We start from the raw sequence: 13,746 nt of genomic DNA, 5'->3' as shown, positions 1-13,746 counted from the left end.
CATGAAACGACATCAAGACCTCGCGATGCTGGAGAAGCGCTTCGGCATCGTGTTCCCGGGCGCTCAGGATTACCTGCCCGACGGCTTCCGCGCTGACTACGGCCTGGCCATGGACGCCGCGGGCCCCCTGGTGACGGTCAGCAACTCGGGTATCCCGGGCTACCTGCTGAACTACATCGACCCCGAGCTGACCCGCGTGCTCACGACGCCGATGCAGGGCGCCGTGATCCTGGGCGAGTCGAAGAAAGGCGACTGGACCACCCTGACGGCCACCTTCCTGGTGGTGGAATCCACGGGTGAAGTGTCGTCCTATGGCGACTTCAACAACAACGGCCGCGCCGGCGCGAACACCAACTTCCCGCAGCGCCAGTCGTACCACTACCAGACCATGACGGAATGGGGTGAGCGCGAGCTGGACATGGCCGGCCAGGCGAAGATCAACTGGGCGTCGGAACTGAACATCGCGTCCGCCCTGGTGCTGAACAAGTTCCAGGACAACAGCTACTTCTTCGGCATCGCCGGCCTGCAGAACTACGGCCTGCTGAACGATCCGAACCTGTCGGCGCCGGTGGCCCCGATCTCGGTCGGCGGCGTGACCCTCTGGTCCGGCAAGGACGGCCAGGCGGTCTACGACGACATCGTGAAGATCTACGGCCAGCTGGTGGCGCAGACGCGCGGCCTGGTCACGCGGCGCGACAAGCTGAAGCTGTGCATGTCGCCCGAGATCGAAGTCAACCTGACGAAGACGAACCAGTACAACGTCAACGTCAGCGACATGCTGGCCAAGAACTTCCCCAACCTGACCGTCGAGACCGCCGTGCAGTACGCCACGGGCTCGGGCCAGCTGGTGCAGCTCATCGCCGACTCGATCGAAGGCCAGAACGTGGGCACCGCCGCCTTCACCGAGAAGATGCGCGCCCATGCCATCGTCCGCGACACCTCCAGCTTCAAGCAGAAGAAGTCGCAGGGCACCTGGGGCGCCGTCATCAAGGTCCCGATGGCCATTGCCAGCATGATCGGCGTGTAAGCCAAATCGTCAGTAACAAACAGGGGCGCCCAATCGGCGCCCCTTTTTTATTCGAGGAAGAGAAATGTCGACCGTTACCGTCGCGTGCAAATTGCCCAATGGGCTGATCCTGGACATCCCGGGCGCCAAAGAGCCGGTGCTGCTGAACGGCGCCAATCACCCGGACGCCATCGCAGGCCATGGCCTCACCGAAGTGCCCGCCGACTTCTGGGAAGCCTGGACGAAGCTGTACCCCGACTTCCAGCCGCTCAAGAAGGAACTGATCTTCGCCCAGGGCAGCGAGCGCAGCGCCGTCTCGAAGGCCAAGGAGCGCAAGGACGAGAAATCCGGACTGGAAGGCCTGGACCCCGAGGCGCCCGCGCCCGGCATCAAGCCCGAGAACTACGAAGGCAAGAAGAAATAGGAGCGGCCCATGGCTGTCGTCGTCTTTGATCCCGCTGAGTTCCGGCTGATCTATCCGTCCTTCGCGTCGCTCTCGAATGAGCAGCTCAACCACGCCTTCAGCATGGCCACGCTGTACCTGAGCAACAAGGACACCAGCGCGGTCTGTGACGTCGACGAGCGCAAGGTGCTCCTATACCTGCTGACGGCCCACGTCGCGGCGCTGACCTATGGCGAGAACGGCAAGGGCCCGAGGCCGCTGGTGGGCCGGATCAGTAGCGCCACCCAGGGCTCGGTTTCGGTCTCGGCGGAGTACAACGTCGCGCCGGGCTCGGCGCAGTGGTACGCGCAGACCGGCTATGGCGCCCAGTATTGGGAAGCCACGGCCAAGTACCGGGTGGGCCGCTACCGGCCCGCGCCGACCGGATTTGCTGTCCCTGTGGTGGCCCCATGGCGGCCATGACGTTCAAGGGCGGCGACGCCCTGATGGCGAGGCTGAAGGAGATCGCCGACAAGGCGGGCGACGGCGGCACGCTGCGGGTGGGGTTCCTGGAAGGCGCCACCTATCCGGACGGCACTCCGGTCGCGCTGGTGGCCGCTGTCAATGAGTTTGGCCGGCCGGAACGCAACCAGCCGCCGCGGCCGTTTTTCCGATCGATGATCGCCGAAAAGCAAAAGGACTGGCCGCGCGCGCTGGGCGCTGTGGCCAAGAACAACGACTACGACATCGACAAGACGCTGGGCCAGATGGGCGAAGGCATCAAGGGGCAGCTGCAGGAATCTATCCGAAGCCTGGATAGTCCGCCGCTTGCTCCGGTGACGGTGGCGCGGAAAGGTTTCGCCAAGCCGTTGATCGATTCGGGACATCTCATAGCGTCGGTCGATTATGAAACGGATACCTGACATGCCGAAGCCGATAGACATTACGGGCGAGCGCTATGGTCGCCTCGTGGCGCTGAAACTGCGCGGAACGGACAAGAATGGTGTGCGCCTTTGGCTTTGGCGTTGCGACTGCGGGAGGGAGATCGACCGAGTCGCAACGCCGATTCGATCGGGCCGAGTAGTGAGTTGTGGGTGCCACAAAGATGAGCAAAGCCGATCGCGCGCCAAGCATGGGATGTGGAAGACCCGAACCTACCGGGCTTGGATCGCGATGCGCGCGCGAGTGCGTGGAGTTGATCAGATTTCTATCGAATGTTACCGAGACCGCGGGATCACCGTAGACCCGCGCTGGAGGTGCAGCTTCGAGGCATTCTTGGCCGACATGGGAGAGTGTCCAGCCGGCAAGACGCTTGGGCGCATTGACAATGATGGCCACTATGAGCCGGCCAACTGTCGATGGGAAACTCAGGCGGAACAGTGCAGAAACACGCGGCGCACAGTACGTGTGACAGTCGCTGGAATCGAAATGTGCCTGAAGGATGCTTGTTCGGCGCTCTCGGTGAATTATGACCGCGTTCGGTCGCGTATCCGCTTGGGTGCGTCCGCCGACGCCGCGCTTGCCAGGGGATAACGATGAATCTTCACGGCTTGGCATCCCCGATCATCGCCGCGGTGAACCCGATGATCGACGGCACGCTGCGCGCCAGCGACGGCTATGAGATCGGCGCCGGCCGCAAGCAGGTGCCGAAGTACAAGCCGGATGCCGCCGCGCGGCTCCAGGTGCAGCCGCTGAGTGGCAAGGACGTGGCTCACCTGGAGGCGCAGAACATCCAGGGCGTGCAGCGCAGCGTGTATATGTACGGCGACACCCAGGGTGTCGTCCGTCCACTGGCCAAGGGTGGCGATCTGCTGGTTTTCGGCGGCCAGGTGTGGCTCGTGGAGGTGGTCTTCGAGACCTGGCCCGACTGGTGCAAGGTCGGTGTGACCCTTCAGATGGACGCGTCGCCATGAGCATTCCTGTTTCCCTCACCGAGGACGCGCTGGTCGATGCGCTGGGTGCGTTCGTCCAGGTAATCGTCGGCGACCAGGTCACGGTGGTGCGCGGGCAGCAGAACCGCGTGCCGCCGCCCGCCGGCCGCTACGTGTACATCACGCCTATTCTGGCGCCCGCGCTTTCGCTGCCGCACACAACCTACGCCGACGTGACGAACGCCGGCACCATGACCCTGACGCGGCCGACCCAGTGGACTGCGCAGGTCGACTGCTACGGCGACAGTGCGCAAGACATGGCCCTGGCCATCTGCATCGCGCTGCGCAGCTCCTACGGCTGCGATGCATTGAAGTCGAGCGGCGCCCAGCCGCTCTATACCGGTGATCCGCGGCAACTGCCGTTCATCACCGGCGAGGATCAATACCTGGAACGCTGGTCAGTCGACGCGGTCCTGCAGTTCAACCCATCCATCACCGTGCCGCAGCAGTTTGCGGACCAACTCCACGTAGACCTCACCGAGGTCGACACTACCTACCCTCCGGGAGCTTAAAGCTATGTCCATTCCCGCCAGTGAAATCGTCCAGGTGGTCCCTGGCGTGATCGGCGCCGGCGGATCGGCGCTCGACCTGAACGGCCTGATCCTGACCTCCGATACTGCCGTGCCGGTCGGCACCGTCCAAAGCTTCGCCACCGCGCGCGACGTGCAGCGCTTTTTCGGCCCCACGTCCACTGAAGCGACGTTGGCCGGCATCTACTTCAACGGCTTCGACAACTCGACGCGCAAGCCCGGGAATCTGCTGTTCTCGCAATACCCCACCGCTGCGGTGGCGGCGTACGTGCGCGGCGGCTCGATGGCTTCGATGACGCTGGAGCAGCTGCAAGCGCTGAGCGGCGTATTGACCGTCTCCGTCGATGGCACGCCGAAGACTTCCAGCGCCATCGACCTGTCTGGCGCCACCAGCTTCTCGAATGCCGCGTCGATCATCCAGGCCGCCTTCACGACCTTCGGTGCCTCGTGCACCTATGACGCCCAGCGCGCGGCTTTCATGATCACCTCGGGCACCGACGGCGCCGCCAGCACCATCACCTACGGCAGCGGCACGATTGCCGCGGGCCTGAAGCTGACGCAGGCCACGGGCGCGGTGTTGTCTCAGGGCGCGGTCGCCGGCGTGCCGGCCACGAACATGAGCGCTATCACCGACATCACCCAGAACTGGGCGTCGTTCATGACCACGTTCGAACCCGACACGGACGGCAAGGTGGCGTTTTCGGACTGGACGAACAGCCAGGGCAACCGCTACGTCTACGTCGGCTGGGACACCGATGTGCAGGCCACCACGCAGGGCAGCACCACGAGCTGGGCTGCTCGCATCGCGGCGAACGAATATTCGGGGTCGGTGCCCATCTACCAGGACATCCAGCATGCGGCCTTTGTGCTTGGCACGGTGGCGTCGATCGACTTCGCGCGCACGAACGGCCGGATCACACTGGCGTTCAAGGGCCAGTCCGGGCTGACGTTCTCGGTGACGGACGCCACGACCGCGCAGACGCTGATCGACAACGGCTACAACTTCTACGGCGACTACGCCACCAGCAACGACCAATTCCGCTTCTTCTACCCCGGGCAGATCAGCGGCAACTGGAAGTGGATCGACACCTATGTGAACCAGATCTGGCTCAACGCTGCCTTCCAGCAAGCGCTGATGACGCTGCTCACGCAGGTGAACTCCATCCCCTACAACCTGGACGGCTACACGCTGATCGATGCTGCCTGCCTGGACCCCATCAACGCGGGCGTGAACTTCGGCTCCATCCGCGCCGGCGTGACGCTGTCCGCGCAGCAGAAGGCCCAGGTGAACAACCAGGCGGGCGTGGATATCTCGGAGACGCTCCAGACCCGTGGCTGGTACTTGCAGATCAAGGACGCCACCCCGCAGGTGCGCGAGGCGCGCGGCACGCCGCCGATGACGTTCTGGTACATGGACGGCGGTTCCGTCCAACAGATCACCCTGGCCTCGCTGGCCGTCCTGTAAGGACCCAATGACATGTCTACTCTCACCAGTGCAAACTCCGTCCTCTATCTGGCGGTGGCCGGTGTGTTCCCCGTCGCCCAGAAAATCGAGGGGTACGCCACGGACGACGCCTTCGCGTTCGAGGCGGTTCAGCCCGCTCAGGCAGTGATGGGCGTCGATGGGCGGATGTCGGCCGGCTACACGCCGTTCATGAGCATCCAGACCATTTCCATTCAGGCGGATTCGCCTTCGCTCATCGTGTTCGAGGCGTATCTGGCTGCTATGAAGACCGCGCGCGAGGTCTTCTATTGCAACGGAACCCTGGGCATCCCCTCGACCAGCCGTAAATACGCCATGACCCGCGGCGTGCTCACCCAGATTTCGCCGGCGCCGACTGCCCGGACCATCCTGCAACCCCGGACGTTCCAGATCACCTGGCAAGACGTCTCTCCGGCTCTGGTGTGACATGGCGCGAAAACAGGAAACCGTGACCATCAGCGCCGAGGGGCGCGACAAGGGCAAGGTGTTCGTGCTGACCGAGCTCTCGGCCTACGAGGCCGAGGACTGGGCCGGACGAGCCCTTTTCGCCCTGATGAACGCCGGGGTTCAGATCCCGGACAACATCGCCGAGGCCGGCCTGGCAGGCGTAGCCGCGTTGGGCATGACTGCGCTGACCAAACTGCCCTATGACAGCGCCAAGCCGTTGCTGGACAAGATGATGGAGTGCGTGGAAATCCAGCCCAGCGCCAACGTCACGCGACGGCTTATCCCCGATGACATCGAGGAAGTCGCCACGCTTCTGACGCTGCGCAAGCACGTGCTGGGGCTGCACATGGATTTTTCTATGGCCGCCGCCAAATCGACTTCGGCCTCCAAGCCTGGCACGGCGGCGGCCCGCGGTTGATTCGGTACGGGAATATTCCACCCAACATCGGCGCAGTCATTTCTCGGCACCCGAGCCTATTGCATGATTTGCAAACGGTCTACGGTGCCGAGGATCTTTACAACCTGCTTGAGGTGTTCGCGGTCGACGCGCACAACCAAGAAGCGATAGCGAACGCGAGAAAATAGCATGGCCACCGTAATCGACGCCCTAGTCGTCACGCTCGGTCTGGATGCCAAGGCGTTCAAACGCGGCTCGGCCGAGGCCGACCAATCCCTGAAGAACACCAGGGAGGAAACTGCCCGTACCGCTCGCGACATGGAAGCCCGCGGCAAGCAGGCTGCCATGTTCTTCAGCAAGGTGCGCAACGAGGCGCTGGCGCTGCTGGCGGTGTTTACCGCCGGCATGGGCATCAAGAACTTCGTGTCCAGCACGGTGGAATCCACGGCCAGCCTCGCGCGCCTGTCTGGCAATCTGAACATGAGCGCCAAGGACCTTGCCGAATGGCAGCTGGCGGCAAAGAACGCAGGGGGCTCGGTCGAAGGGATCACGAACCAACTCAAGGAATCTGCCGACCAGGTCGCGAAGTTCAAGCGCGGCATGTCGGCGGAGACGCTGCCGGCGTTCTTCCAGTTCGGCGGCAAGACCGAGGATCTGAAGGACGGCAATACCTACTTGCAGGCTCGGGCCCGCATCGTCGCTGACCTCTACAAGACCGATCGGGCCCGCGCCGCGTTGGCGGCAAACATGATGGGCTTGGATCCCCAGCAGTTCAACCTGTACAAGGAGGGACCTGAAGGGATCGCTCGGCGCCGCCGCGAGCAGTCGGGAGCCGCCGGAGAGCTGGCCGCGGCGTCGGATCGTGCGGAGCAGCTCCGCCAACGGTACGACACCGCCATGAACAAGCTCTCTAGCATTGGCGTGAACGTGCTGACGGCGATGATGCCGGCGTTCGATTTCCTCGTTGAAAAGCTCATTGAGCTGGGCGATTGGATCATCCGCAACCGTGGCGCCATCAACGACGGGATCAAGAGCTTCATTTCCGGCTTCGAACAATTGCTCAAGGCGCTGACGTCGCTCATCGAGAAGCTGGTGCCGAAGGAGGTTCGAGACAAGATCAACAGTTCGAGCGATCCCGTCAAAGCATCAATGGACGCGGCTAAGGATGCGATTACCCCGGAGTGGCTGAAGAGAAAGCCCAAAGCCGACCTGACCCCCGATGCTAAAGACGCGATCGAGAAATTCGAGAAGATGGGCTGGTCGAGGAACCAGGCTATCGGCATCGTGAACAACCTGCAGGCCGAGAGCGGTGGCAGGCTCGACCACCGTGCCATTGGCGACAACGGTACGGCGTTCGGGGTTGCGCAATGGCGCAACGAGCGAGTGGAGATGTTCAAGCGCATTATGGGCGTGGACATCATGAACTCCACGCGCGATCAGCAGTATGCATTTGCTGACTGGGAACTGCGGAATACCCACAAGGGAGCCGGTGACCGCCTGCGCGCATCCAAGTCGGTGGAGGACGCAAGCCGCATCGTGACCACCGATTTCGAGATCCCGGCGAAAAAGGAGATGAGGGCGGATGAGCGTGCCGCCGTTGCGACCGAGCTGGCACGGCTTGCTCAGGCCGATGCGTTGAAGAACAGCGCCTTGGGGGCCGTGAACATGGCCCAGGCCGCGCAGGCCGCCCCTCTTGCTGCCCAGGCCAGCGCCAAGCCTTTCCCCCTCAATACCGAGAACAACCACGAAATCAATATTCATGGTGACGTCAATGTTCACACGCCGGCGACAGACGGCCGCGGTATCGCGAGAGAATTGGGCGCGCTTGGCGGAAGCCAGAACTTGGTGAGCCAAGCCAATACAGGAGCGTTTTGATGCCGCTCATTCCTTTCCCAAATGTGCCGCAGGTGCCTGGTGTCCCAGCGATTCTGCGCGAGACGACAATCCCATCGCTGGGTGAGCTGGCCAATCTCGGCCTCGGCGCCATCGCCGCGTTGATCTTTGGCATCCCGCGCTGGGGACTGTATGACCAGGACGGCCAGCAGGTGCTTCTGTTCGAGACGTTCCTGGGCATCCGCTTTCGCAACGGGTCGCGGATATCGAGCTTTCCGGTGGAGCAGGGCTCGTTCTCGTCGTTCAACAAGGTGGACACGCCGTTCGACGCCATGCTGCGGTTCGCCCTTAGCGGTGATACGGTGTCGCGCGGCACGCTGCTGAACACTCTGGAGGCGTTGAAAGGGAGCGTCGACCTGTTCTCGGTGGTGACGCCGGAGATCGTCTATCCGTCGGCCAACGTCGTGGCCTATTCCTACGAGCGGAATTCTCGTTCGGGGCCCAGCCAGCTGATTGTGGACCTGTACGTCGAGGAAGTGCGGGAGAAGGCGCAGGCGGTCTTCAGCAATACTGCGGAGCCGGACGGCGCTGGCGAGCAGAACAATGGGCAGGTTCAAACCTTCCCGGTGCCCGAGCCCGCCGCGATCGACGCCGCGCCTCTCAATGGGAGTATCCAATGAGGCAGATTCCGCTGCGCGCCGTGCCGGCGCAGGCCTGCAGCGTTGTGCTGGGCGGCCAGAATTGCCAGGTCAGCGTCTACCAGAAGGCCACGGGGGTATTCCTTGACCTGCAGGTGAATCACGAGCCTATCGCCATCGCGGTGCTTTGCCATGACCGCGTACGGCTCATTCGCGAGACCTACAGCGGCTTCGTGGGCGACCTGACCTTCATCGACACCCAAGGGCGCGATGACCCTGTCTACACCGGTTTCGGCGGCCGCTTCCAATTGATATACCGGGAAAGCACAGATCTATGAGCTTCGTCAAACGCCGGATCGACGTCACGATCAACCTGGCCGAGGGGCAGTTCGGCGACAACGCTGGGCCCGCTGTCACGCTGTCCGGCTACCGCGTTCAGGCGGCCGTCGTGGCCTACAACGGGGACTCGCAGGCCCAGCTGCAGTTGCGCATCTTCGGCCTGTCGCAGGACATGATCAACAAGCTGACAGTGATCGGGCCCATCCCGACCGAGAGGCGGAACAATCGCATTCTGGTCGCAGCCGGGGACGTCGGCGGCGATGCCCTGACGGTGGTTTATGAGGGCACCATCTCACAGGCCTGGGCCGACTACAACCAGGCGCCCGAGGTGGTCTTTAACGTCGTGGCGCTTGCGGCGGCATTCGAGGCGGTGAAGCCTACGAATGCCCGCAGTTACAGGGGAGCAATACAGGCGGCAGTCGTTGCGCAGGACCTGGCCAAGGAAATGAACCTTGCCTTCCAGAACAACGGCGTGGATGTGACGCTGTCGAACCCGTACTTCCCTGGAACTGCGTGGGACCAGATGAAAGCTTGCGCTCGGGCGGCACGGTTCAACTACACGGTCGACCGTGGGATTCTGGCAATTTGGCCGAAATCCGGTGCGCGCGCTGATGAGCCTGTTCTGATTCAGGCTGGCGACAACCTGGTGGGCTACCCGAGTTTCACCGGTTGGGGCGTGGAGTTTACCGTCCTGTACACCCCACAATTGGGTCTCGGATACCGCGTACAGGTGATTTCGGTCATCGAGGCGGCTCACGGAGAATGGACGGTAGTGAGCCTCGTGCATCAGCTTGAGGCGGAGGTCCCGGGCGGCGCCTGGGTGTCGAGAATCGTGTGTCAGAGGCCGGTAAATGGCTGATCCTCAATTCGGATATAGCGGACAGGCGACGGTCGCTGATGGCTCCCAGGACTTCGGCGCTATCAGCTTCCTGGTGACGCAGATGCTGAACCGCCTGAACACCTGCACGCTGGTTCGCGTGATCGCGGTGACGAACAGCGGCGGCGTTTCTCCGGTGGGCTTTGTTGACGTGCAGCCGCTGGTGAACCAGCTCGACGGAAATGGGAATGCGGTGCCGCATGGACAGTTGTTCCAGCTGCCGTATTTCCGACTGCAGGGCGGAGCCGACGCCGTGATCCTCGACCCCAAGGTGGGGGACATCGGCATGGCGGCGTTCGCGAGCCGGGACTTGTCGGCGGTCAAGGCCAGCAAGCAGCAAGCGAATCCTGGATCCTGGCGGACCCACGACATGGCGGATGGCCTCTACTTTGGCGGCCTGCTCAACGGCGCGCCAGCGCAGTATGTGCAGTTCACCGAGGGCGGGATCAACGTGGTATCGCCTTCCAAGGTGACAGTGGTGGCGCCCAACGTCGAAGTGAACGCCAGCGAGCGGTGCGCGCTGAATTCGCCGCAGATCGTGCTGAATGGCACTGTGCAACAGGGATCCGGCTCCTACGGCGGCACCTCGACCTGGAAGGGCGACATGGAAACACTCGGCACGCTCCGCAACAACGGCAAGGACGTCGGCTCGACGCACACCCATCCTGGGGTGCAGACGGGCCCCGCGAACACCGGGACACCGAACTGATGAATACCCTTTTGTTGGACCGGACCGTGTGGGATCTTGTCCTGAATGCGGCCGGGAACATCGCGATGGCGTCGAATCCCTACGCCGTGGCTCAGGACGTGGCCAGCGCCATCAAGCTCTTTCGTGGCGAGCTGTTCTATGACACGGGAAAAGGCATACCGTACTGGACCGAGGTGCTTGGCCAGTTGCCGCCGCTGGCACTGGTGCGCGAGCGGCTGCGCGCCGCGGCCTTGACCGTGCCGGACGTTGCCGACGCCGTACCGACTATCACCGCTTTCGAGAATCGCCGCCTGAGCGGCTATGTCGAAGTCACGCTGACCAACGGCACGACGTCGACTATCACTTTCTAGGGACCCCATGGCTACCTCCCAAGTACCGCGCGTGAAATTCACGCCGGAAGGCCTCGTATTGCCTCAAGAATCCGAGATCCTGGATGGCGTGCTGGCGGACATGGATAGCGCCTTCGGCGGCGGCCTGAACAAGAATCTGGAGACGCCCCAGGGCCAGCTGGCCAGCACCACCACGGCCATCATAGGCGACAAGAACAGCGAGTTCGCCTCGTACGTGAACCAGGTGGACCCGGCCTTTGCCGCTGGGCGGATGCAGGACGCCATCGGCCGCATTTATTTCCTGGACCGCAAGCCCGGCACGGCCACCACCGTGATCGGCACCTGCATGGGCCTGATGGGCGTCACGATCCCGGCGGGCGCGCGCGCGCAGGCGGTCGACGGAAATATCTACCTGTGCACGCAGGCCGGCACGATCCCAGCCTCGGGCAGCATTGATCTGCCGTTCTCCTGCTCGGTCAACGGACCGATCAGCTGCGCGGCGGGCACGCTGAACCAGATCTACCAAGCCATCCCCGGGTGGGACTCGGTCTTGAACGCTGACGCGGGTACCGTGGGCAGCAATGTCGAGTCGCGCGCTGAGTTCGAAGAGCGCCGCCGCCAGTCGGTGGCGATCAATGCCCGTAGCTCGCTGCAGTCCATCTACGCTGCGGTTGCAAACCTGGACGGGGTGATTGACGTCTACGTGACGGAAAACAACCTGTCCATCGCCCAGACCATCGGCGGTGTCTCGCTCGTTCCGCACTCCATCTGGGTGGCCGTCGTAGGAGGCGAGGCGGCGGATATCGCCATGGCCATCTGGCGAAAGAAGAGCAACGGGGCTGACTACAACGGCAACACGTCTTATACGGTTGAGGACAGGGACGGCTATGCCTACCCGTACCCATCCTACGTCGTGAAGTGGGAAACGCCCGTCGCACTGCCCGTGGAATTTGCGGTTCAGTTGGCCAACAATCCCTCGCTGCCATCGAACATTGTGGAATTGACGAAGCAGGCCATCGTCGACGCTTTCAACGGCTCCGACGGAGGTCAGCGCGCGCGCATAGGCTCAACCATCTATGCAAGCCGCTTTTACGCGCCCGTGTCGATGCTGGGCGCTTCGGTGTCAATCCTTTCATTGTTGCTGGGTGATGCCACCCCGACGGCGGCGAGCCTGACCGTGCCCATCAATCGGCGCCCGACTGTGTCGGCTGCTGATATCTCGGTGACCTTGGTATGAACGTGCAACCGAAGCCTGGTCTGGTGGCGCGGACCATCATCAGCCAGTACGCCAACAGCCCGACGCTCGTCCAGTTGATCAACAACATGGACGAATACATCAATCCGGACGCCGATTTTGATGCGTTCTACAGCTTCGTCTGGAATGTGGAGACGGCTCAGGGGTTCGGGCTGGATATCTGGGGAAGGATTGTCGATATCGGGAGAATGCTGACCGTTCCGGGCGATGCCAGCTATCTGGGTTACGAAGAGGCCATCAGTTGGCAGCCCTTCAACCAGGCTCCGTTCTTCGCAGGCGAGCAGGCCACCCAGACCTATCGGTTGGCTGACGATGCATATCGACGCTTGATTCTGGTGAAGGCCCTCGCAAATATCAGCGACTGCACTTCACCGAGCCTTAATCGTTTGCTGTCAAACCTGTTCGAAGGCCGTGGTCGCTGTTACGTGTCTGATACCGGAAACATGGAGTTTCGGTACGTGTTTGAGTTTGCGCTCGAGCCCTTCGAGATCGCCATCTTGACTCAGTCCGGTGCTATTCCGAAACCGGCGGCGGTATTGGCAAATGTTCTACAGGTCGATCGCTCCACCACTTTCGGTTTCCACGAAGGGCTTATGCAGCCATTCGGATCTGGCGTTTTCTTCACATCTTCGGGGCTTATAAATGCAAGCCAGTAATGCACCCAGCAAGTCTCCAGTTCCCTTTGCGGAAAGTGGCACCAAGAACACCATCCCGGTGAATTCGCAAATCGGCATTACGCCTGGGGCGGCATCGTTTACGGATGGATTTCCGCCTTTGACGATGACGCCTCTAGCCGCCGGTGGCGTGCCGCCATATGGTGCCGATTTCAATGGCATCTTGAACTTTCTTAGCGAAGGTCAGCGGTGGGCCAATGCGGGGGGGGGATATACATACGATGCGCCATTTGCAACCGCTATCGGCGGCTATCCGAAGGGCGCGTTGATTCTTGGTAATGATGGGGTGACAGTTTGGGTTAGCCAAGCCGACAACAATGCAGTTGATCCCAATGCGGGGGTGTCGGCGGCTTGGAAAGCTCTGGCCTCTCTGACTTCCCCCGCCTTCCTTGGGACACCGACCGCGCCAACGCCTGTCGTAGCGGACAACTCGACGAAGCTTGCGACCACAGCGTTTGTGCAATCCGTCGTCGCTGGCGTTGCCGCGGTTCCGGCAACAACATTGGTTTCTGGGATCTCTCGGCGCGCTACGACGCCGGAGGCTCAGGGGCTCACCAGTAGTGACACGACGCTCAGCCCCGCGTCGCTTCGCGCTGCGTTTCAGGGTACCAACTATTCGGCGACGTTCAATGGATATCAGGTTCTGCCGAGCGGCATCATTGAACAATGGGGAGTTGTTCCGCTCGTCACGTTGCCAGCGAACAGCACGTCAGACGCCGTTGTCACGTTTCCCATGGCATTCGCGGCCAATGCGCTGAGTATCGCTGTATCCGTGGAAACGCCTGCTCCGACGCAGGTTAGCTGCTCTGTGATGACTGATACTTTGACCGCCACCGGGGTGACACTAAGGAGAGGGAACTCGTCCACGTCGACTCCTTGGAATGTTGTGGTTAGGTATCGAGTTATCGGTCGATAG

Annotated in this window: 18 protein-coding genes; all 18 read left to right on the top strand. The window is 62.3% G+C overall.

What is annotated here, in order from left to right; genetic code table 11:
• The first annotated feature begins 1 nt into the window (after window position 1).
• The 18 genes from H0523_RS02420 (at window position 2) to H0523_RS02335 (ending at window position 13,746) form a co-directional block, all read left to right on the top strand.
• Window positions 2-1,027 (top strand): major capsid family protein, encoded by a 1,026-nt coding sequence (locus tag H0523_RS02420; protein WP_054435370.1) that lies wholly within the window; start codon window positions 2-4, stop codon window positions 1,025-1,027.
• A 64-nt stretch (window positions 1,028-1,091) separates the two neighbouring features.
• A complete protein-coding gene (locus H0523_RS02415) occupies window positions 1,092-1,430 on the top strand; it encodes a hypothetical protein (protein ID WP_054435368.1) in 339 nt (112 codons plus the stop codon).
• Between the two features lie 9 nt (window positions 1,431-1,439).
• Window positions 1,440-1,871, top strand: a complete 432-nt coding sequence (locus H0523_RS02410; protein ID WP_054435366.1) for a DUF4054 domain-containing protein — start codon at window positions 1,440-1,442, stop codon at window positions 1,869-1,871.
• Window positions 1,859-2,311, top strand: a complete 453-nt coding sequence (locus H0523_RS02405; RefSeq protein ID WP_054435365.1) for a hypothetical protein — start codon at window positions 1,859-1,861, stop codon at window positions 2,309-2,311. The genes H0523_RS02410 and H0523_RS02405 overlap by 13 nt, the downstream gene beginning before the upstream one ends.
• Window positions 2,312-2,923: 612 nt before the next feature.
• A complete protein-coding gene (locus H0523_RS02400; RefSeq protein ID WP_082404828.1) occupies window positions 2,924-3,301 on the top strand; it encodes a hypothetical protein in 378 nt (125 codons plus the stop codon).
• Complete coding sequence (locus H0523_RS02395; RefSeq protein ID WP_054435360.1) at window positions 3,298-3,831, top strand: phage neck terminator protein; 534 nt, start codon at window positions 3,298-3,300, stop codon at window positions 3,829-3,831. The genes H0523_RS02400 and H0523_RS02395 overlap by 4 nt, the downstream gene beginning before the upstream one ends.
• A gap of 4 nt (window positions 3,832-3,835) precedes the next feature.
• Complete coding sequence (locus tag H0523_RS02390) at window positions 3,836-5,314, top strand: DUF3383 domain-containing protein (RefSeq protein WP_180180012.1); 1,479 nt, start codon at window positions 3,836-3,838, stop codon at window positions 5,312-5,314.
• A 12-nt stretch (window positions 5,315-5,326) separates the two neighbouring features.
• A complete protein-coding gene (locus H0523_RS02385; RefSeq protein WP_054435354.1) occupies window positions 5,327-5,758 on the top strand; it encodes a phage tail fiber protein in 432 nt (143 codons plus the stop codon).
• Between the two features lie 22 nt (window positions 5,759-5,780).
• Window positions 5,781-6,197 (top strand): hypothetical protein, encoded by a 417-nt coding sequence (locus tag H0523_RS02380; RefSeq protein WP_231691933.1) that lies wholly within the window; start codon window positions 5,781-5,783, stop codon window positions 6,195-6,197.
• A 168-nt stretch (window positions 6,198-6,365) separates the two neighbouring features.
• Window positions 6,366-8,051, top strand: a complete 1,686-nt coding sequence (locus tag H0523_RS02375) for a phage tail tip lysozyme (protein WP_180180011.1) — start codon at window positions 6,366-6,368, stop codon at window positions 8,049-8,051.
• Entirely contained in the window at window positions 8,051-8,689 is a 639-nt protein-coding gene (locus H0523_RS02370) for a hypothetical protein (RefSeq protein ID WP_180180010.1), read from the top strand. Before H0523_RS02375 ends, H0523_RS02370 begins: the two co-directional genes overlap by 1 nt.
• Window positions 8,686-8,985, top strand: coding sequence for a phage baseplate plug family protein (locus H0523_RS02365; protein WP_180180009.1), 300 nt, complete (start codon window positions 8,686-8,688; stop codon window positions 8,983-8,985). The genes H0523_RS02370 and H0523_RS02365 overlap by 4 nt, the downstream gene beginning before the upstream one ends.
• Window positions 8,982-9,845 carry a baseplate hub protein gene (locus tag H0523_RS02360; RefSeq protein WP_180180008.1) on the top strand — a complete coding sequence of 288 codons (864 nt, stop codon included), beginning with the start codon at window positions 8,982-8,984 and terminating at the stop codon, window positions 9,843-9,845. The genes H0523_RS02365 and H0523_RS02360 overlap by 4 nt, the downstream gene beginning before the upstream one ends.
• Window positions 9,838-10,572 carry a Gp138 family membrane-puncturing spike protein gene (locus H0523_RS02355; protein ID WP_180180007.1) on the top strand — a complete coding sequence of 245 codons (735 nt, stop codon included), beginning with the start codon at window positions 9,838-9,840 and terminating at the stop codon, window positions 10,570-10,572. Before H0523_RS02360 ends, H0523_RS02355 begins: the two co-directional genes overlap by 8 nt.
• Window positions 10,572-10,922: a contractile injection system sheath initiator gene (locus H0523_RS02350; RefSeq protein WP_180180006.1), complete on the top strand. Its 351-nt coding sequence runs from the start codon at window positions 10,572-10,574 to the stop codon at window positions 10,920-10,922. The genes H0523_RS02355 and H0523_RS02350 overlap by 1 nt, the downstream gene beginning before the upstream one ends.
• 7 nt (window positions 10,923-10,929) lie before the next feature.
• Window positions 10,930-12,138, top strand: coding sequence for a baseplate J/gp47 family protein (locus H0523_RS02345; RefSeq protein WP_180180005.1), 1,209 nt, complete (start codon window positions 10,930-10,932; stop codon window positions 12,136-12,138).
• The gene (locus H0523_RS02340; RefSeq protein ID WP_054435336.1) at window positions 12,135-12,812 is read left to right on the top strand and encodes a DUF2612 domain-containing protein; all 678 of its coding nucleotides are present in this window, start codon (window positions 12,135-12,137) and stop codon (window positions 12,810-12,812) included. The genes H0523_RS02345 and H0523_RS02340 overlap by 4 nt, the downstream gene beginning before the upstream one ends.
• Window positions 12,799-13,746, top strand: a complete 948-nt coding sequence (locus H0523_RS02335; RefSeq protein ID WP_180180004.1) for a gp53-like domain-containing protein — start codon at window positions 12,799-12,801, stop codon at window positions 13,744-13,746. The genes H0523_RS02340 and H0523_RS02335 overlap by 14 nt, the downstream gene beginning before the upstream one ends.

The sequence above is a fragment of the Achromobacter insuavis genome (assembly GCF_902859645.1).
GTDB lineage: Bacteria > Pseudomonadota > Gammaproteobacteria > Burkholderiales > Burkholderiaceae_B > Achromobacter > Achromobacter insuavis.
Note: the sequence above shows the minus strand (reverse complement) of the source record. Positions and strands in the feature narration are given on the sequence as shown.